The following is an 18,687-nucleotide window of genomic DNA, read 5'->3' on the forward strand; positions in this document are numbered from 1 at the left end:
GCCGGGGTGCGGGTGGAGCGCGCCTACGACGTGGAGGCGGCGGAGTCCCTGCTCCTGGGGTACGAGGGCCGGCTCGGCGAGCCCCGCTCGGCGGCGGCCGCCCTGGCGCGGCTGCGGGGCGGCCCGGTGCCGCCCGATCCGCCGCCCCGGTCCGCGGAGCCCCGTTCCCAGTCCTCCCTGTTCGAGCCGTCGTCGGGCCCGGAGCCGCCGCTGGAGGAGCTGACCGAGGTGTACGCGGCCCAGCTCGCCCGCCACGACGCGACGGACCGGCCGGACCGGATGCGGCTGCTGACGGCCGCCGAGTCGGCCGGGATGCTGGTCGCCGCCGAGATGAACCGGGCGGGCCTGCCCTGGCGGGCCGACGTCCACCGCGAGGTGCTGCACGAGCTGCTGGGCGAGCGGTACGCGGGCGGGGGCGAGCCGCGCCGGCTGGCGGAGCTGGCCGACGAGGTGTCCGCCGCGTTCGGGCGCCGGGTGCGGCCGGACCTGCCGGCCGACGTGGTGCGGGCGTTCGCGCGGGCCGGGGTCCGGGTGCGCTCGACGCGCCGCTGGGAGATCGAGTCGCTGGACCATCCGGCGGTCGCGCCGCTGCTCGCGTACAAGAAGCTGTACCGGATCTGGACGGCGCACGGCTGGGGCTGGCTCCAGGACTGGGTGCGCGACGGCCGCTTCCGCCCGGAGTACCAGCCGGGCGGCACGGTGAGCGGGCGGTGGACGACCAACGGCGGCGGGGCGCTCCAGATCCCGAAGGTGATCCGGCGGGCCGTCGTGGCGGACGAGGGGTGGCGGCTGGTCGTCGCGGACGCGGCGCAGATGGAGCCGCGCGTGCTGGCGGCGATCTCCCGCGACCCCGGTCTGATGGAGGTGGCCGGTCACGAGGGCGATCTCTACACGGCGCTGTCCGACCGCGCCTTCCACGGCGACCGGGACCACGCGAAGATCGCGCTGCTCGGCGCGGTGTACGGGCAGACGTCCGGGGACGGGCTGAAGAACCTGGCGGCGCTGCGCCGCAGGTTCCCGCGTGCGGTGGCCTATGTGGACGACGCGGCGAAGGCGGGCGAGGAGGGCCGTCTCGTCCGCACCTGGCTGGGCCGGACGAGCCCGCCGGCGGCGGGGCGCGGGGAGGACGGCGAGGCCGGCATCCCGCAGGAGGAGGCGGAATCCGCACCGGACCGGGACGGCGGGCCGGGCCACGGCTACCTGCCGGGCTACGCCTCGTCGGACGCGCGGGCGCGGGGCCGGTTCACGCGGAACTTCGTGGTGCAGGGCAGTGCGGCGGACTGGGCGCTGCTGCTGCTGGCGGCCCTGCGGCAGTCGATCGCGGCCGCCGGGCTCCGGGCGGAGCTGGTGTTCTTCCAGCACGACGAGGTGATCGTGCACTGCCCGGAGGCGGAGGCCGGGGCGGTGGTGGCGGCGATCCGGGAGGCCGCCGAACTGGCCGGACGGACGGCGTTCGGCGAGACCCCGGTGCGGTTCCCGTTCACCACGGCGGTGGTGGAGCGCTACTCGGACGCGAAGTGAGCACGGTACGCGTACGGGGGAAGGCGAAGGCGGCCCGAACCGAACCCCCTCCGGTCCGGGCCGTGCGCCCGCCGCGCCTCCGGGGAGAGAGCCCGGAGGCGCGGGGGCGCGGCGGTTACGGCCGCTCGGCCTGTCTGCTCGTCTACCCGCGTTCCCACAACGCGGGGACATTCGGCGGCTCCCAGCCGACGATGGCGGTGTGAGCCTGCAGACAGCGGTACGCGGCCCCGCCGTATGTGACGCGGTTGCCCGCGGTGTACGCCGTTCCGGCCGCCCAGGTGCCGCCCGGGGTGGTCGGCGGGTCGGTCGGGTCCGGCGGGTCGGTCGGCTGCTGGGCGACGTTGAGGACGAAGTCGAAACTGCCCTGCTTGCCGGAGCCGGCCGTCCGGACGTTCATGAGCAGCGCCGGGTCGTACAGCATGTCGGTGCCGTTGCGCGGCTCGCCCGGGAAGTACAGCTGGGTGGTGAGGATGCCGGAGCCCGGCGCCTGCACCTTGACGTGGATGTGGCGGGTGCGGCCCGGGTAGAGCCCCGGCACGATCGTGGTGAGGGAGAACGCGCCGCTCTGGTCGGTGAACTGGTGGCCGCGGAAGTTGTACCCGCTCATGTCGTAGCCACCGTTGTTGTCGGCCTGCCAGAAGTCGAGCAGCACGCCGGGGATGGGACGGCACTCACGGCCGAAGACGTAGCCGCTGACGGTCAGCGGGACGCCGGGCGTCGAGGAGGTCACCAGGCTGGTGCGGAGGGGGGAGTTGGGCTTGAAGTACGGGCCCTCCATCTGGTCGTGCGTCGGCTCGTCGCCGTCGTCGCACTCCGGCGTGGGGGCGAGCGGTTCGCCGCTCTTGCCGGCGTCGCGGGCGAGGGCGACCCCGCCGCCCGCGAACAGCGGCACGGCGGTGGCCACGAGCGCGGCCTTGAGGAGGGACTTCCGGGTGATCGCCGGTCCGCCTGCGGCTTCGGCGGTGGCGGGTTCGCTGGACTCGTTGGGTTCGGGGGATACGGGAGACATGGCTGACGGTTCTCCTCGGGACGGTGGGGAAGGGCACGTGCGCGGTGCGGGGGGCCCGGGGCGTCGTCGCCCCGGGCCCCGCTCCTCGATCCGGAGAGGGTGGGCCGGTCGTGAGGCCGTTGGTGCGGTGTCCGTGGCGCGGGGCCCTCGTCGTGGCCCCGCGTCACTGAGCGGGTGGTGCGGAGCGGGTGTTACAGCGCCTGCCAGAGGGCCGGGACGTTCGGCGGGGTCCAGCCGGGCTGCGCCAGGTGGCCCTGAAGGCAGCGGTAGCTCGCCGAGCCGTACGTCACGACGTCACCGGCCGCGTAGGTGGTGCCGACCGCCCAGGTGCCGCCGGGGTTCGGCGGGTCGGACGGGTCGGGCGGGGTGGTGGGGCCGCCGCCGTTGGTCACCAGGGTCACGCCGTACGCCTGGAGCGCGGCGTTGATGGGCTGGAAGTACGTCACACCGCCCTGCGAGCAGTTGCCGGTGCCACCGGAGGTGACGCCCTGCGCCTGGCTGCCGGAGATGAACGAACCGCCGGAGTCACCGGGTTCGGCGCACACGTTGGTCCGGGTCACCGGGGTGACGGTGCCCTCCTGATAGGTGACGCTGCTGTTGCGCTGCTGGATGGTGCCGCAGTGCCAGCCGGTCGTGGAGCCGGAGCGGCAGACGGACTGGCCCTCGATCGCCTCGGTGGAGCCGGTGACCGTGATGTCCGCGTTGCCGTAGCCGTTCACCAGCGGGCGCGGAGTCCAGTTGGCGTTGGTGGCGATCCAGGAGTAGTCGCGGCCCGGGAACGTCGAGCCCTGGAAGGAGCCCTGGGCCTGCTGGTTGTAGCCGCTCGTGGTGGTGCCCGCGCGGCCGCAGTGCCCGGCGCTGACGAAGCCGCTCTGGGTACCGCGCTTGACGGGGAAGCCGATGGAGCAGCGGCCCGAGCCGTTCATGTAGTACGCGTCGCCGCCGCGCAGGTCCGCGAAGGTGCGGGGCTGCTCGGTGGAGTGCGCGATCTTCACCAGGGCGCGGTCCACCCCGGCCCTGGCGAGGAACGCCTCGGCGGCGGAGGTCTTCCCTGCCTGGACGACGACGCGGTTGGTGCTGACGTCCACGTACCAGGACGGGACGTCCTCGGGGGCCTTGCGGAGTGCGACCCGGTCCAGTGCGGCCTTGGCGGTGTCCAGCTCCGCCAGGCTGTGGTCGACGACCTCGGCGCGGGCGCCGGCCTTCGCGATGCGGGCGGCGTCCGACGCGTCGGTGGTGGAGACGGTCAGGCGGGCCGTGTCCCCGGAGACGCGGGCACCGGCGAAGTCGTCGCCGAGGGAGTACCGCAGTCCGGCGGTGACGGCGGTGGCCCGTGCCTCGTTGGCCACGCGGCTGCGTGCCTCGGACGCGGTCAGTCCGAGGTCCCGCTGCATGGCCTTGAGCAGACCCGGTGAGAGCTGGGCGGAGTCCGCCGAAGCGGTGGGGGTGTGGGGGGCGGGGTCGGCGGAAGCGGTGCCGGTCAGACCGGCGAGCGCGAGCGCGCCGACGGCCACGGTGGCGGTACACGCGGCCAGGGCCCGTCTGCGGAGCATGGATCTCTCCACGGAACTCTCCTTGTTCTGGGGATCGCTTCGGGGGAAGCAGTGCGGGGGAATTCGCCGCCAAGGTAGCCGCGTACACGTCATCTTCAGGAGATCCCGTCCGCCCCATCGCATCGCGTTATGGGGGCCCTCGGACCGGCCCCGGACGGCCCGCCGGGCCCGGCCTCCCCTCCCGTCCGGAGCCCGAGTAGGTTCCCCTCATGCGCATAGGCCAACTGCTGGGCAGCGGACGCAACGCGGACGTGTACGAGCTGAACGAGGCGTGGGTCCTGCGGCGTTACCGGGACGGAATGGACGCGGCCCGTGAACTTCCCGTGATGTCCTACCTGTCGGCCTCCGGCTACCCGGTGCCCCGCCTGGGCCCGCAGCCGCCGTCGGCCGGGCCCGGCGACCTGGTCCTCCAGCGGCTGTACGGGCCGACGATGCTGGAGTCCCTGATCTCCGGCGACCTGGGCGCAGAGGAGGGCGCCGAGCTGCTGGCCGGCCTCCTCGCCGAGCTGCACACCGTCCCGGCCCGGCTCTCGCCCGACCCGGACGACCGCGTCCTGCACCTGGACCTGCACCCGGACAACGTGGTGCTGACGCCGGACGGGCCCGTCGTGATCGACTGGAGCAACACCGAGGAGGGGGCGCCCGCCGTGGACCGGGCGATGTCCGCGCTGATCCTGGCCCAGGTCGCCGTGGACCCCGGGCACCCGGCGGCGGACGGGGCCCGGCTGCTGGTGACCGCGCTGGTGCCGCGGCTGGCCGCCGACGACGGCATCCCCGCCCGCCACCTCGCGGACGCGGCCGCCCGCCGCACCCGGAACCCGATGATGTCCCCGGCCGAGACGGCCCTGATCGGCGAGGCGGCGGCCCTGGTCACCACGCTGGCCGGCCGCTGACCGAGCGGCACGCGGTCACCGGCGCCGCGTAGCGGGAGGGGCTCAGCCCGCCGAGCCCTCCGTGGGCGGGAGGTCCGAGAGGGCCTGGCGGGCGAAGGCCACGACATGGGCGCGCAGGTCCGGGCCACCGCCGGCCGCCGCGTCCGGCTCGAGGATCAGCCGGGTGAGCTGCGGCACCGCGTGGGGCCAGGCGGCGAGCCCGATCAGGCTCAGCAGGCAGGCGGCGACGCGCGGCGAGGTCCCGGTCCCGAAGCTCTCGGCGAGGGCCGCAGTCTTCTCCTCGTAGTGGCCCCGGCGCGCTTCCTCGTGGGGCAGGACGCCGTCGCGGTAGTGCAGGCCCTCCCAGGAGAGGAGCCGGACGAGGACCGGGTTGTCCCGGTGGAAGTCGTACACCCGGCCGACGTACTCGGCGGGGTCGTCGCCCGGCCTGAGCGGGACGGCCGCCGCCAGTTCGTCGAGCGCGCGCCCCACGACGGCGTCGAACAGCTTCTGCTTGTTGCCGAAGTAGCCGTAGATCCGTTCCTTGTTCACGCCGGCCAGCTCCGCGATCCGGTCGACGCGTGCTCCCGCGATGCCGTGAGCCGCGAATTCCTCCCTGGCCGCAGCGAGGAGCCGTTCCTTGGTGTGCGTCGTGTCCGAGGCCATGCCCTCAGCGTAGAGCGCCCGCCCCCCGATTCCAACCAACTGGATGGTTGACAACCAACCAGTTGGTTGGAAGGGTGTTTCCCATGACCTCCGCCACCGCCCGCACCACCACCGCCGCCCGCACCACCACCGCCTGCGCCCCGCCTGCCGCGCAGCCGTCCGTCCACGTACGCGCCCTGCTCACCTGGATCGCGGTGTTCGGCGCGCTGACCGCCGTACAACTGCTGATCGGCCCCTACGTCGAGGGGCTGCCGATGCTCCTGCGGACCCTGGTGATCACCGGCATCGTCGTCCCGGCGGTCGTCTACGCGCTGATGCCGAACCTCCTGAGGCTGCGCGGCGCCGTACGGCGCCGAATTGCGTTGCCGGGAACGGAACCCGTCGAGCAGGATCGGACCCCGTGACCACCGCAGACACCTTCTCCCCCGCCGCGCCCCGTCCGCTCGCCCTGATCACCGGCGTCGGGCGCACCGTCGGCATCGGCGCCGGGATCGCGCGTCAACTCGCCGCCTCCGGCTGGGACATCGCCTTCACCTACTGGACGCCCTACGACCGCCGCATGGACTGGGGCGAGGAGCGCGGCGCCACCGAGGCCATCGAGGCGTCGCTCGCCGCGCACGGCGCCCGCACCGCCGCGATCGAGGCGGACCTGATCGACCCGGACGCCCCGGCCCGGATCTTCGACGAGGCCGAGAGCCGCGTCGGACCGGTCACCGCGCTCGTGCTGAGCCACGCCGAGTCCGTGGACTCCGGCCTCCTGGACACCACCCTGGCGAGCTTCGACCGCCACTTCGCGGTGAACGCCCGCGCCACCTGGCTGCTCATCCGGGAGTACGGGCTGCGCTTCCGGGCCCCCGCCGGGAGCGGCCGGATCGTCGCGCTCACCAGCGACCACACCGTCGGCAACCTGCCGTACGGAGCCAGCAAGGGCGCCCTGGACCGCATCACCCTGGCCGCCGCCCGCGAACTGGCCCACCTCGGGGTCACCGCCAACGTCGTCAACCCCGGCCCGATCGACACCGGCTGGATGTCCGGGGAACTCGCGGAGGAGCTGCGCCGGGGCACCCCGCTGGGCCGGCTCGGCACCCCGCAGGACACCGCCCACCTGGTCGACTTCCTCTGCTCCCCGCAGGGCCAGTGGGTCAACGGCCAGCTCCTCAAGAGCAACGGCGGGGCCGCGTAGGGGTTCACCGAAGACCCCTCGGACCCCTTGACGCGCGCGGCGCCGGTGGCGAGGATCACCCCGTTATCGAAGCGCTTCGACACGGGCGCCTCGCCACCGCCACGGGTGGCCCACGCGTGCGACGTACAGGGACAGATGCCATGCCAGTCCGAGACCAGACGGGCCCCACCGTCGGCAACCCGGTGATCCCCGGGTTCCACCCCGACCCCAGCGTCTGCCGCGTCGGGGACGACTACTACCTGGCGTGCTCCAGCTTCGAGTACTTCCCGGGCATCCCCCTCTTCCACAGCCGCGACCTGGTCCACTGGACGCAGCTCGGCAACGTCCTGGACCGCCCGGAGCAGTTGCGCCTCACCCCGGACACCCGCGCCTCCGGCGGCATCTACGCGCCGACCCTGCGGCACCACGACGGCCGGTTCTGGCTGATCGTCACCAACGTCGAGGTGGGGAACCTGCTGTTCACCGCCACGGACCCGGCCGGCCCCTGGTCCGACCCGGTCCCGCTCCCCGGCGTCCCGGGCATCGACCCGGACCTCGCCTGGGACGAGGACGGCAGCTGCTGGTGCACGGTGGCCGGGGTCTCCCAGGTCCGCATCGACCCGTACACCGGCGAGACCTTCGGCGAACCCCGGCGGATCTGGTCCGGGGCACCCGGCGCGAAGGCCCCGGAGGCGCCGCACCTCTACCGGATCGGCGACCACTGGTACCTCGTGATCGCGGAGGGCGGCACCGAGCGCGGGCACGCCGTCTCCGTCGCACGCGGCCCCTCGCCCGCCGGCCCGTTCGAGCCCTGCCCGGACAACCCGGTCCTCACTCACCGGGGCCGCGAGCACCCCGTGCAGAACACCGGCCACGGCGACCTGGTCCAGGGCCCGGACGGCTCCTGGTGGCTGGTCCTGCTCGGCGTCCGGCCGGGCGGCGGCACCCCCGGCTGGCACGTGCTGGGCCGGGAGACCTTCCTCGCCCCGGTGACCTGGCAGGACGGCTGGCCCGTCGTCGGCGAGGTCACCACCGAACTCCCGGCGCCCCCCTGGCCCTTGGAGCCCGCACCGGCCGCCCCGGTCCGGGACGGCTTCGACGGGGCCGCGCTCCGCCCGTACTGGATCTCCCCCCGCCGCTCGACGGCCGGCCGGTCCGGGACGACAGAACGCCCGGGCTGGCTGACCCTGCACGGCAGGGGCGGCACCCTGGACGACCCGGACGCCGTGTTCACCGGCCGCCGGCAGCAGCATCTCTCCTGCCGCGCCCGGACCCTCGTGGACGCGGCGGACGGCCGCGGGGGCCTCGCGGTCCGCCTGGACGAGGCGCACCACTACGCGGTCGAGACGGACGGCACCGAGGTCCGCCTCGTCGCCCGCATCGGCCCGCTGCGCACGGTGGTCGCCGCCCACCCGGCGCCCGCCGGCCCGCTCGTCCTCGGCCTCGACGTACGCCGCACCCGGCCGCCCATCGCCCCGTGCACCGGCCCGGACACGATCACCCTGGGCTACGAGGACCCGGCCGGCGCCTTCACCGCACTCGGCACGCTGGACGGCCGCTACCTCTCCACGGAGGTGACGGGCGGCTTCACGGGCCGCGTGATCGGCCTCTACGCGGCGGACGGCACGGTCCACTTCGACTGGTTCGACTACGAACCGCTGGAGAAGTAGCGGCGGCGGGCGCCGCTCCGCGAGAGGCGGCACCCACCGCGTCTCCGCCCGGGTAGCCTTCCCGAATGCGCTATTTCATCCAGTACCCCGCCGGAGCCGGCGAGCTGGTCGCCGACGCCATGACGCATTTCGTCGACGGCTTCCGAACGGAGTACCAGGACGACAGCGCCATGCTCTTCTCCTCCACGTCTCCGATGGAACGCGTGGCTGCCATCCCCTTCGCGAAGAACGCGTTCTCGGTGATCAGCGAGGTACGCCGCGATGACATCGACCGGAATATCGGACAGCTGGCGGGCTCGCTCAAGAAGTCGCGGTTCCCGTCGCTGCCGGGTGAGCGCGCGCGGGGATTCCGGGTCATGGTCCATGTGGACGGTGAACTGGCCTCGGTCGGCGGCGCCGAGAAGCGGGAGATCGAGCGCGCGGTCTCCGCGTGCACGGGGATGCGGCTGGAGCCCAGCGGCCGAGGCCAGGAGTACTGGGTCATCGGCCGTCTGGACATGGCCGAGCTGATGTTCTGCGCCCGACTGCCCAAGCAGGCCCGCCCCGCGAAGGCGCGCGGCGCCCTGTCCCACGAGTTGTCGTCGATGCTCGTCCTGGCGTCCGAGCCGCAGCCCGACGACACCTTCCTGGACCCCTTCGCAGGCAGTGGGTCCTTGGTGGTGAGCCGCCTCGGCCTCCCGGCCCGCGAGGTCGTCTACTCCGACCTGGACCTCACGAAGCACCGCGAGCAGTTGCCGGACGAGGTGCTGCACGACCGGAGGCTGCGATTGCTGGACGAGGACGCCATGACCCTGCCGTCCTTGGACGACGGCTCGGTGGACGTCGTGGTGACCGATCCGCCGTGGGGCGAGCATGAGGAACTGTCCGTCCCGTACGAAGAGTTCGCCCGGACCACGAGCGCGTCACTGGCCCGTGTTCTGCACCCGGAGCACGGCCGGTTCGTACTGCTGTGCGCCCGCCGGGGCGCGGCCGCGTTCGACGCGGTGTTCGCCGGCGCCGGTCTCTCGGTCCGCGCGACGCACGAGATCCTGGTCAATGGTCACCCCGCCACGGTCTTCGTCGGCGAACGGCGAGCCGGTGCCGCCCCCGCGGAACGAGAGTCGCCGGGCGAGCCCCGCAAGCCCTCGAAACCCGCCCGCCCCCTCCTCATCGGCATGGGCACCTACCGCCGCTCCCTGAACCGCTTCGCCCGCTGATCCGGGACGGCCGGGGGCGGGGCGCGCCGCCCGGCGACGGCCCGCGACCTCCGGCGGGTTCCGCCCCGCTTCCGCACGCTCGCGCTGCGGCCACCTGGGCACGACCCACATGGCCCACCCCGGAACCCCGGCCCGCACCGCTCGCTCCGAGGTTCCCTCGCACCTGAGTCCCTCGCGTCCCTGATTTCCTCCCATTTTCCCGGGAAAGGAAACGCCCAACTCCGGTGCCGCACCCGTGTGATGCTGACTCCACGTAAGGGGTCGACCACGCTTCCGAGCGATGGTGCCACCGTGCGCACCAGGAGGACTGTGCATCATGACGTGGGATACATACGGCTTCGGCAAGGAGCTACGTCGAAGGCGGACCGAGAAGAAGATCAGCCTGGACACGCTCTCGGCCCAGGTGTTCTGCAGTCGCAGTCAACTGAGCAGGGTGGAGAACGGGACAGCACGGGCAACTCCGGAACAGGCCGCCGACTGTGACCGGGTTCTGGATGCCCGCGGCGAATTGCTGGCGCTCCTCGTCGACGGGGAGCCGTCCACGCCCTCTGCCACCGGCCAATCCCTTCTCGGCCTCCCGGCTCCGCCCTCTCCGTTCGTAGGGCGTCGTGAGGAGTTGAGGGCGGTTACGGATCACTTCGAAGGCTCCCACGACGGCGGCAGCCTGTGCGTGATCAGCGGCATGCCCGGCGCGGGAAAGACAGCCCTGGCACTTCAGGGTGCCCGGGCAGTCTCGGATTCCTTCCCGGATGGGTGCCTCTTTCTCGACCTCGGCGGTCCATCCCCTCACGGCGTCCAGGGAATGCTCAGCTGCTTGCTCGGTTTGATCGGGTTCGCCGAGGCACAGCTTCCTTCTCAGCCCGACGCCCTGGGCAACCTCTGGCGCAGCAGCATTCGGGACAAACGGCTGTTGCTCGTGCTGGACAACGTGCGCAGTGGGCAAGACATCGCCCCGCTGCTGCCTGCCGGGCCGAGCTGCAAGGTGATCGTCACCAGCCGGCGGCGCCTCAGCTCTCTCGATGACGCTACGCACGTGTCGGTGGGGGTGCCGCAGAGGACGGAGGCCGAGGTGCTGTTCCGTGTGGTCGGGGGAAAGGGGGCAGCAGGCGCCACACAGGCCGAGGCCCGTGCCATCGTCGAGCACTGCGGCCGGCTGCCACTCGCGGTCCGCATCGTCGCCGGACGACTCCGCAGCGGTTCGACGCTGAGTGTGGCCGAACTCGAGAGGAGGCTGTCGCGCGAGGCACACAGGTTGGACCTGCTCGACGACGGTGACCGCAGCGTGAGCGCCGCGCTCGGCGTCTCGTGCCACGACCTGCGCCCGGAACAGCGCCGCCTTCTCGCCCTGCTGGCGCTGCACCCCGGACCGAGTATCGGAATCGACGGTGTGGCCGTCCTGGCCGGCATCACCCCGCATCGGGCACTGACACTCGTCGAAACGCTTGCGGATGCCTACTTGGTGACTTGTGAGCCGTCCCACCGCGTGACCATGCACAGTCTCGTACGGCAATTCGTTCGGACCTCCCTCCTTCCCGCAGTGGCGGTGGAGGAACAGCGGGCGGCCCTGCGGCGACTCATGGAACACAGCCTCCAGCTCGCTGTCGCGGCTGACTCGTTGCTTACGCCTCAACGCTTTCGTCCCCCGGTCGTCCAGGATCACTTTCCCAAGAGCGCATGGAAGTTCAGCGACAGAGCGGAAGGTGTCCTCTGGCTCGAATCGGAGTGGGAGAGTCTCGTCGCCCTGTGCCGAACCTCCGCCGACTTGGGTCTCAGCTCCATGTGCTGGCAACTGGCTTTCGTGTTGCGCGACTTCTTCTTCCTCACCAAACGGTGGGGCTCATGGATCGAAACCCACATGAAAGCGGTCGAAGCGGCGCGCGCCGCAGGCGCTCGTACATGGCTGGCCATCAGCCTGAGCAACCTGGGCGTCGCACACTCCGACCGGGGCGACCTCACGATGGCCGTCGACTGCTTCCGGCAAGCACTGGCCCTCTACCAGGAGCTGGAGGACGACGCCGGTGTGGTGACTTCCGTCTCCAATCTGGCCTGGGCAGAGCTCTACCTGGGCGAGTACAAGGCTTCCATGGTCGGCCTGCATACGGCGCTGAAGTACTACCGACGGACGGAGAACCGGCGCAACGCGGCCATCACACTCCGCGGAATCGCCCTGCTGGAGGCCGAGCTCGACAGGTGCTCCGCTGCCGTCGAGCACGCGGGGCAGGCTCGGGCCGAGTTCCACGCCCTGGGGCTGGAGCTGGATGCCGTCATGTCGGTGAACTGCGCCGCATGGGCGTACTTCTGCTCGGGCGACCACCGATCGGCGGCCGCCCGTTACGAAGAGGCGCTGACGCTGGCCGAGAGCTGCGCGAGCAGCCATGAGCAGGCACGAGCGCTGACCGGCCTCGGCAACATCCGCTGGGCGAACGGCCACCGGCAAGCGGCCACCGATCTGTGGGAACGTGCTGATGCCCTGTGTGGCGGCCTGCCGTCGGTCATGCTGGGAGAAGCCCGTGTCCGACTCGCCTCGTGACCCGTGGGAACAGCCGGCCCAAACCAAGGTGCTGGCAGGACTCAAGGCGCTCCGCAAGGGGTTCGGCATCGACGATCCCCACGCCCTGAGCCGCGCGGGCCACGCTCTCCGTCGAGCAGCAGGCATCACCGAGGGTCAGGGAGCCGCAGAGGGGCGGTCCCGGCTCAGACGGTACTTGTGCGAACTGACCGACACATTGCCCTCGCGGTCGGCGAGACTGTGCAGGACGGCGCTCGCTCTGGACGGAGCCGCCGACGAACGCTTCGGACAGAGGCTGCAGCGAATCGCCGACCTCCTCGACCGTGACCCGCGCACCGCGCGCAGGCGCCTCGACGAACTGCTGGAGCGTCTCGCGGAGACAGTGGCCTCCACCCCCACTGCCTCGCAAAGCGCCCCCCGTCCGCGATCAATCGAGCAGGGGGGCGGACTACTCCTGATCGCCTTCCCCGTTCTCTTCTCCCCCACGGCCTGCCGACACGACCATGGCGGCGTTCCTCAGCACGCTGTGCCGCACGGGATCCCCACCGACGCAGTCGAGGAGAAGTTCGGGAGCGGCCGCGACAATGCTTGCGGGCGAGGTCAGCCCCGCGCGCGCCAGGGCGAGATAGACGGACCGGCCGAGCGGGATCTCCGTGTTCCAGGCGATGGGCACCAGGTCCCCGGTGATGCCCTGCTGGAGCCGTGTGGGCAGAGTGTCCGGCAGATCGCCCAGGTCGGCGGTCGAATGCACGTACAGCGCGATCTCGATCACCGTCGCGATGACATCGGCGGCCCGCTGCGCCGCGTACTGAACCGGGCCGGGGAGCTCCGGGCGCGTAAGCGTCTCCCGGTCGGCGATCACGCGCTCGATGCCGGCGATGCTGATCCCTTCTGCCCACATCAGGCAGGCGATGGCCTGCCTTGCTCGACCGATATCGCCTCCGCTCCTGGTGGGCCGGCCGATGAGACGGGAGTGCACCGACTCGGCGACCTCGTGCCTTCTCAGCCATGCGGCGAGCCGGAGATGTTCCTTGTACGGAGAGCGTGGGCGCCGATCGAACCGGGTGTCACGCAGCTCGGGGGTGAGCTGAGCAGCGCAGATCAGTGTGGAGGCGTTGATACGCTCCGCAGGCACTGCTCTCAGCGCCTCGGCCACGGAAGCAACGGAATCGACACCGAGGCCGCTCCGCATGGCCAGTTCGCCCAGGTCGGTGAGAACGAGTCCGTTCGGCAGCTCGCCTGTCCCGGACGGTGTTCCCTTGAGGAACCCGCCGGTGACGAGTTCGTCCACCATGCGCAGGACCTCCGTCTTCGGAAAGGGGTCCGGCAGGTTGGCCGCTCGGGACTGGTGGGCGGCGAAGGTGGCCGCCAGGAAGCCTTCGATGTCCGGCCCCCAGCGGCGGCTGGAGGAGACTGGTTCCGCGAGCGCCGCGAGAAGCACACCACGCACATCGGTGGCCGGATCGAGCAGCGCCGAGCGCACGGTCTCCGGTTCACCCAGGACGTAGCGCTGCCACTTCTGCTCGACATCGGCGGTACCCCGCGCCACGATGATGGCGTGCCCCGGCCGCCGGGCGGTCCGGCCGGCCCGGCCGGCCATGTTCTTGTACTCGGCGACGGAATACGGCCGCCCTTCTCCCGAGGGGTGCTCCAGGTCACCGATGACCACCACGTCCGCCGACATGTTTACCCCTTGGGCCAGCGTCGACGTGGCCACGAGCACCCGTACCTCGCTCTTCGGATGACGGAAGGACTCCTCCAGCAACTGCCGCTCCTCCGTGGCCAAGTCCGCGATGTGGAAGGCAACGCCGCCTTCCAGACAGGTACGCAAGAGGTCCGTCGTCCGCCCGCCGTCCCCGCCGGTCAGCCTTGCGAGGGAGGCGTGGGCCGGAGGCAGGCCGAGTGTGCGAGCGAGTTGCAGCGCAAGGCCCCGGGCCCCTCCACGGGTCGCCCGGAATACGATGACCTGCCGGCCCTCCGCCACCAGCCGGGCCACGAGCCGACTCTCCGCAGTGGTATCCGTGCCGTCCACCGGTTCGAGCATCGGCTCGGTCGAATCCGCATTCTGTCGGTCTCGATACCGGTACTGGCCGTCCGGTCCCATCACGCCCTCGAACAGCGGGGTGCCCCGATGGGTGATCGTCACGGGATTCGCGCGGAGCCACTGGGCAAGCTGATGTGGTTCGCCCAGGACCGCGGACAGGCCGACGATCTGGGGGATGATCCTTGGTCCGTCCCTCAACCGCAGCCAGGTGAGCAAGGTCTCCAGCAGTGGCCCCCTCTCGGGCAGTCCGAGGGACTGGATCTCGTCGATGACCAGGACACCCGCATTCAACAGATCCGGTCGCCTCGGCAGCATTCCGATGAACTTCTCGTAGGTGAGCACCGCGAGGTCGAAAGCGCCCCTGGCCAATCGCGGCATCTGGTCACTCAACTCGCCGGTGGCCCGGATCACCCTGAAGCCGAGAGGCTCATAGCGCTGCCGGAACAACCCGAACTGCTCGCCGACCAAGGCACGGGTGGGAGCGAGGAAGAACGCCTTGCGCCCGTCGGCAACCGCCCTCATGGCGGCCAGCTCGCCCACCATGGTCTTACCCATCGCCGTAGGTGCGCTGACGAGCACATTCATGCCTTCCAGCAGCGCACCCTCATTGATGGCGTCGACCTGCATCCGGTTGAGCTTTCCCAAGTCCTCGGCCCACATGTTCAGAACCGAGTGCGGAATCCCATAGGGGTCGAGCGACACAAAATCTGCGGTGGCGACCGGTGGCCTTTTCGCGTCAGCGGTGGAACGAAAGCGCTCCCCCGGCACGAAGACGGGCAGAGTGAAGTTCGAAGACCTGACCCCTATGACCGGAGTCTGAGTCAACTGCGGCGACCCATGGCCATGCGAACGCACACTCTTGGAAACAAAATGAGCCAATTTGAAGACAAAGAGCTTACCGTCCTCGACGGCGCCTGGATCACCGAGGAGTCCCTTGAGCAAGTAATAACTGAGTACCCCGTGCCGAAGGGTGGGGTCCTCGAAAGCCCGCTCCTTCGGCCCTGATGCGGCAATGACGAAGTATCCGTCCCTGCTCAACTCTTCGAGTCTTTTAGTCGCCGATTCGGAGCCGTCGCGGCTCGCGAAGTCGTCCCGCCCGATGCAGAGAACCTTGTCCGCAGCGTGACCCGAGAAGCAACAGTCCAGCACCAGGAGCAAGGCACGTGCCGAGATCCGGCGGATCAGTACGGCCAGCTCGTCCAGCTGGAGAGACCCCTTGCCCGGTTGGCCCGACGCGGTGTCGTAGGTGGCCAGCGCTCCACCGGCTACTCCGTGCCCGGAGAAGGTGATCACGACCAAGTCCTCATCGGTACTGACCTCGGCCAGAGACCCCAGCTCCGCCACGACCCTCTCCCTGGTGGCCCCACCATCGACGAGCAGAGTCGCTTTCCCCTCAAGATTGTCACCGAAAAGCGCATGGAGCGCGGTGGCATCGCTCCCCGCGAATCGCAGACTCCGTAAGCCCGACTCGTAGTGGTCGATACCGACGAAGAGCCCGTAGAACTTCATCCCACCCCTTCGAAAAATCAGACCCCGCCGCCGCATTCGCGTAACCTTCGGGGATGACGCCGGCAGAAGCGTACGATACGCCATGTCGGCCAGGAGAGAGAATCCACAGAAACCAGAACCATTGCGAAATCTCTCGAGAGGAATTAGCCATGATCGTTTCACCCGAATCCAGGGGATCACTTACATCCGACCGTCTCGTTCGAATTAAACCCGCCAATGTTCGATTTTTTGAGAAAAGGTGCCCTCAGCGACTCGCGACTGAAATACGTCCTTTCGCACCTCGCCCACGCAGGTTCGCCACCGCCCGTCTCCCTACCTGGTGGGCATTGGGACCGCTGCACCGCGTACTGGACCTCATCGAGTTCAAGCGGCTGGCTCCGGAAGACGCCCTGGCAACCTGGCGGGCCGATCACACTTCTCTTCATCCCGCGCTCGCCCAATGGACCGAACACGCCGTCCACGGATACCTCGCCGCCGTCGCCGCTCTGCCGGCCCCCGCCGGGTCGCTCCCCGGCGAAGTGCTCGAACCGGTGTCGCGCCTATGGGCCCGGCAGCGAGGGCCGCTCAAGCCAGGTGCTCCCGACGTGCACGAGGAGATGGTCATGGAACGGCGCTACGCCGGCCACGGGGTCCGTGAACTGCGCATCCTGTGCAAGGAACCCGTGGAGGGCCGGCCGCGGGACGAGGCGGAGATCGCCGTGGCGGTGGGTGTCCTGGCCAGCGGCCGTCCGGTGCTGTCCAACCACTGGGGCGGGGAGCCGCTCAGGCTCGGGACCTTCGAACCGGCACGACTGGTACGCCTCGTGGAGATCGGCTGCACCGACGCCTCCCACCGCATCCTCTTCGAAGGCAGTCGCGAGGCGGCGTACGCACGCTACGACGAGGGCGTGGAAGCACGCATCGAGCAGATGATCGCGGGCGGCTCGTACCGACCCGGATCGGACTGCGGCAGGTGCGACGCCGTCGCCTCCTGCCCCGCGGTCCCGTCCACACCCGGCCTCCTGGGTCCAGGCAGTTCGGACCGCCCTCGCCGCGCATGGTCGATGACGACGGGACGCACCCATCACCGGTGCCCGGCCCGTTCCTACCTGCAGTCCCTGTTCCTGCCGAGGGACACCCCGGCCGAGGACACCGAAGCGATAGCGCGCGGCAACGCCGTACACGCATGGATCGAGGACCGGCACCGCCGTACACCGCCGCGTCCCTGTGAACCCGACGACGTACCCGGCCCGTCCGAAGCGTGGCAGTACCGGCAGTGGTCGTTGACCGGACTCCAGGCCCGGCTCGGTATCCAGATGATCGGTGATCATGCCCTCACCTGTCCGCTGCGGGAACAGCCCGAGGACATGGAGGTCCAGCCGGAGCGGACAGTTGTCGCCTACGACGCCGATGCCGAGGTCGTCGTCATCGGCAAACCCGACCTGATCTACCGGGCGGGCGATCGGTGGACCCTGCGCGAGACGAAGACCAGCAGGTTCCTCGATCAGGGGGATCTGCTGGACCAGTACCCTCAACTGGCTCTGGCCGTATTGCTCGCCGGGACCGAAGCGCTGCCCGGCAAGAGGCACTGCGCGGTGGAGCTGGAACGGCTGACGGCCGGCGGCCCGGTCGTCACCAGTATCGATGCCGCGGCCCCCGACATCATCGCTCGGGCGAGGGCCGCCCTGACCCCGTACGTGGCCCCTTGGCACGCCGACATCCGATACCCCGCCAGAGCAGGCAAGGCATGCGAGGACTGTCCCTTCACACGCTGGTGCCCCGACGCGGCTTCGGGGAGAAGCGCATGAGCCACTGGATGACCGGTCCACGGGACGATCCCGCGGAGCGCGCACACCGCGTAGTGGCAGCAGCTCTGCGAGCCGCGTACGCATGGACGGCCCGGGGCCGACAGAGTGATGCCATGCGTGAGGTCGCGCGAATGACCGGAGTCGTCATGGAAGCGCACGGACCCGGACTCGGCCCCACGACGCCCCTGGAGCTCGTCGATTGTCTACGCCGCCGCCTCGGACTGTTACCGGCACTCGCCGAAAGCGCCGACGGGGAGATCGCTCGTACGGTGCTGCTCGACGACGAGGACCGGCTCACCTCCGCCGCATACGACCTGGCCTGCGAGTATGCGCTTCCGGTGGGCAATCCGACAGCCTTGGAGTGGATGCCCACCTGGACAAGAATGCAATCCGACCGGATTCGCGGCGAAACCTTCCAATCGTTGTTCCAGGACAACAGCCAGGAGGGTTACATCACGTCCCGGCGATTCCTCATCGAACACCCAGCCGATTCCGGGGAATCGTTGCGCGAACTCGTCAGCGAGTCCGGAGTAAGACCCCCGCCGGGCGGATACACCGCTATCCCCGCCGACCACCTCCACCGATCGGCCGGCGGCGAGACCTGGTGGTGGCCCTGCCCCGTATGCCGCTGGCCCATGGCAGTGACCGGAACAACCGTACGCTGCCGGTACATCCCCCACGCCAACGTCTACCGGCTTGCGGAAGCCAGGACGCCCAGGTCCCGCCCGTCCCTGAGCAGGGTCGACGAAGGACGCCCACGATCCACCACGCCCGCTCCCCGGCCGGGCGCCGGAGCACAGTGCGTGGACCACGGCGTCTGGCGATTCGTCGTCGTTCCTGGAGCAAGTGAGCTCCGCATCGCGCAACGCCTTGAAAAGCTCGGTGCATCCGTCGCGCTCTGGCCCGAACTCGACCGGTACGACCTGCGTGTCACGGCCGGGAAGGCCGAGTTCCGGGTCGACGTCAAGGAGTACCGGTCACCTCACCGGCTGATCGCCGACCTCCGGGCGAAGGCCCCCAGCGCCCGCATTCTCCTGCCACAGACGCACGAGTACCAGTGGGAGACGTTGCGGGCCGCCTTGCCTTCGCTGAACGTCACCACCGAGACGAAGTTCTGCACCGAGATCAGACGAGCACTGAGGACCTCATGAACATCAACACGCCTCATGCGGAAAAGGTGTTTCCACGC

General features: G+C 70.5%; 13 protein-coding genes. 9 read left to right on the forward strand and 4 right to left on the reverse strand.

The window, feature by feature from the left end; all coding sequences use genetic code 11:
- Window positions 1–1,521: bifunctional 3'-5' exonuclease/DNA polymerase (locus tag MHW47_RS06495; RefSeq protein WP_239221672.1), on the forward strand; the 1,521-nt coding region annotated here is incomplete at its 5' end.
- Between the two features lie 142 nt (window positions 1,522–1,663).
- On the opposite strand, the gene MHW47_RS06500 is transcribed toward MHW47_RS06495, so the two are convergent.
- Both MHW47_RS06500 and MHW47_RS06505 read right to left on the reverse strand, forming a co-directional pair.
- Window positions 1,664–2,530 carry a carbohydrate-binding protein gene (locus MHW47_RS06500; protein ID WP_239221673.1) on the reverse strand — a complete coding sequence of 289 codons (867 nt, stop codon included), beginning with the start codon at window positions 2,528–2,530 and terminating at the stop codon, window positions 1,664–1,666.
- Window positions 2,531–2,721: 191 nt separating this feature from the next.
- On the reverse strand, window positions 2,722–4,095 hold the full coding sequence (locus MHW47_RS06505; RefSeq protein WP_239221674.1) for an alpha-lytic protease prodomain-containing protein: 1,374 nt from the start codon (window positions 4,093–4,095) through the stop codon (window positions 2,722–2,724).
- A gap of 197 nt (window positions 4,096–4,292) precedes the next feature.
- Between MHW47_RS06505 and MHW47_RS06510 the strand changes: the two genes are divergently transcribed.
- On the forward strand, window positions 4,293–4,976 hold the full coding sequence (locus tag MHW47_RS06510; RefSeq protein ID WP_239221675.1) for a phosphotransferase: 684 nt from the start codon (window positions 4,293–4,295) through the stop codon (window positions 4,974–4,976).
- A 42-nt stretch (window positions 4,977–5,018) separates the two neighbouring features.
- Here the strand turns inward: MHW47_RS06510 and MHW47_RS06515 are convergent, their stop codons facing one another.
- A complete protein-coding gene (locus tag MHW47_RS06515; RefSeq protein WP_239221676.1) occupies window positions 5,019–5,621 on the reverse strand; it encodes a TetR family transcriptional regulator in 603 nt (200 codons plus the stop codon).
- Between the two features lie 83 nt (window positions 5,622–5,704).
- Between MHW47_RS06515 and MHW47_RS06520 the strand changes: the two genes are divergently transcribed.
- The 5 genes from MHW47_RS06520 (at window position 5,705) to MHW47_RS06540 (ending at window position 12,179) form a co-directional block, all read left to right on the forward strand.
- A complete protein-coding gene (locus MHW47_RS06520) occupies window positions 5,705–6,025 on the forward strand; it encodes a hypothetical protein (protein ID WP_239221677.1) in 321 nt (106 codons plus the stop codon).
- On the forward strand, window positions 6,022–6,804 hold the full coding sequence (locus MHW47_RS06525) for an SDR family oxidoreductase (protein ID WP_239221678.1): 783 nt from the start codon (window positions 6,022–6,024) through the stop codon (window positions 6,802–6,804). Before MHW47_RS06520 ends, MHW47_RS06525 begins: the two co-directional genes overlap by 4 nt.
- Window positions 6,805–6,944: 140 nt before the next feature.
- Window positions 6,945–8,453 carry a glycoside hydrolase family 43 protein gene (locus tag MHW47_RS06530; RefSeq protein ID WP_239221679.1) on the forward strand — a complete coding sequence of 503 codons (1,509 nt, stop codon included), beginning with the start codon at window positions 6,945–6,947 and terminating at the stop codon, window positions 8,451–8,453.
- Between the two features lie 65 nt (window positions 8,454–8,518).
- Window positions 8,519–9,649 carry a TRM11 family methyltransferase gene (locus MHW47_RS06535; protein ID WP_239221680.1) on the forward strand — a complete coding sequence of 377 codons (1,131 nt, stop codon included), beginning with the start codon at window positions 8,519–8,521 and terminating at the stop codon, window positions 9,647–9,649.
- Window positions 9,650–9,965: 316 nt separating this feature from the next.
- The gene (locus tag MHW47_RS06540; protein ID WP_239221681.1) at window positions 9,966–12,179 is read left to right on the forward strand and encodes a tetratricopeptide repeat protein; all 2,214 of its coding nucleotides are present in this window, start codon (window positions 9,966–9,968) and stop codon (window positions 12,177–12,179) included.
- Between the two features lie 427 nt (window positions 12,180–12,606).
- Here MHW47_RS06540 and MHW47_RS06545 read toward each other — a convergent pair whose 3' ends face one another.
- Window positions 12,607–15,711 carry a DEAD/DEAH box helicase gene (locus MHW47_RS06545; protein ID WP_239221682.1) on the reverse strand — a complete coding sequence of 1,035 codons (3,105 nt, stop codon included), beginning with the start codon at window positions 15,709–15,711 and terminating at the stop codon, window positions 12,607–12,609.
- Window positions 15,712–16,037: 326 nt separating this feature from the next.
- Here MHW47_RS06545 and MHW47_RS06550 point away from each other — a divergent pair, with 326 nt between their 5' ends.
- Entirely contained in the window at window positions 16,038–17,498 is a 1,461-nt protein-coding gene (locus MHW47_RS06550; RefSeq protein ID WP_239221683.1) for a PD-(D/E)XK nuclease family protein, read from the forward strand.
- A gap of 8 nt (window positions 17,499–17,506) precedes the next feature.
- Complete coding sequence (locus MHW47_RS06555; protein ID WP_239221696.1) at window positions 17,507–18,649, forward strand: hypothetical protein; 1,143 nt, start codon at window positions 17,507–17,509, stop codon at window positions 18,647–18,649.
- The last annotated feature ends 38 nt before the right edge of the window (window positions 18,650–18,687 follow it).

The organism is Streptomyces sp. OfavH-34-F, from assembly GCF_022347745.1.
Lineage (GTDB): Bacteria > Actinomycetota > Actinomycetes > Streptomycetales > Streptomycetaceae > Streptomyces.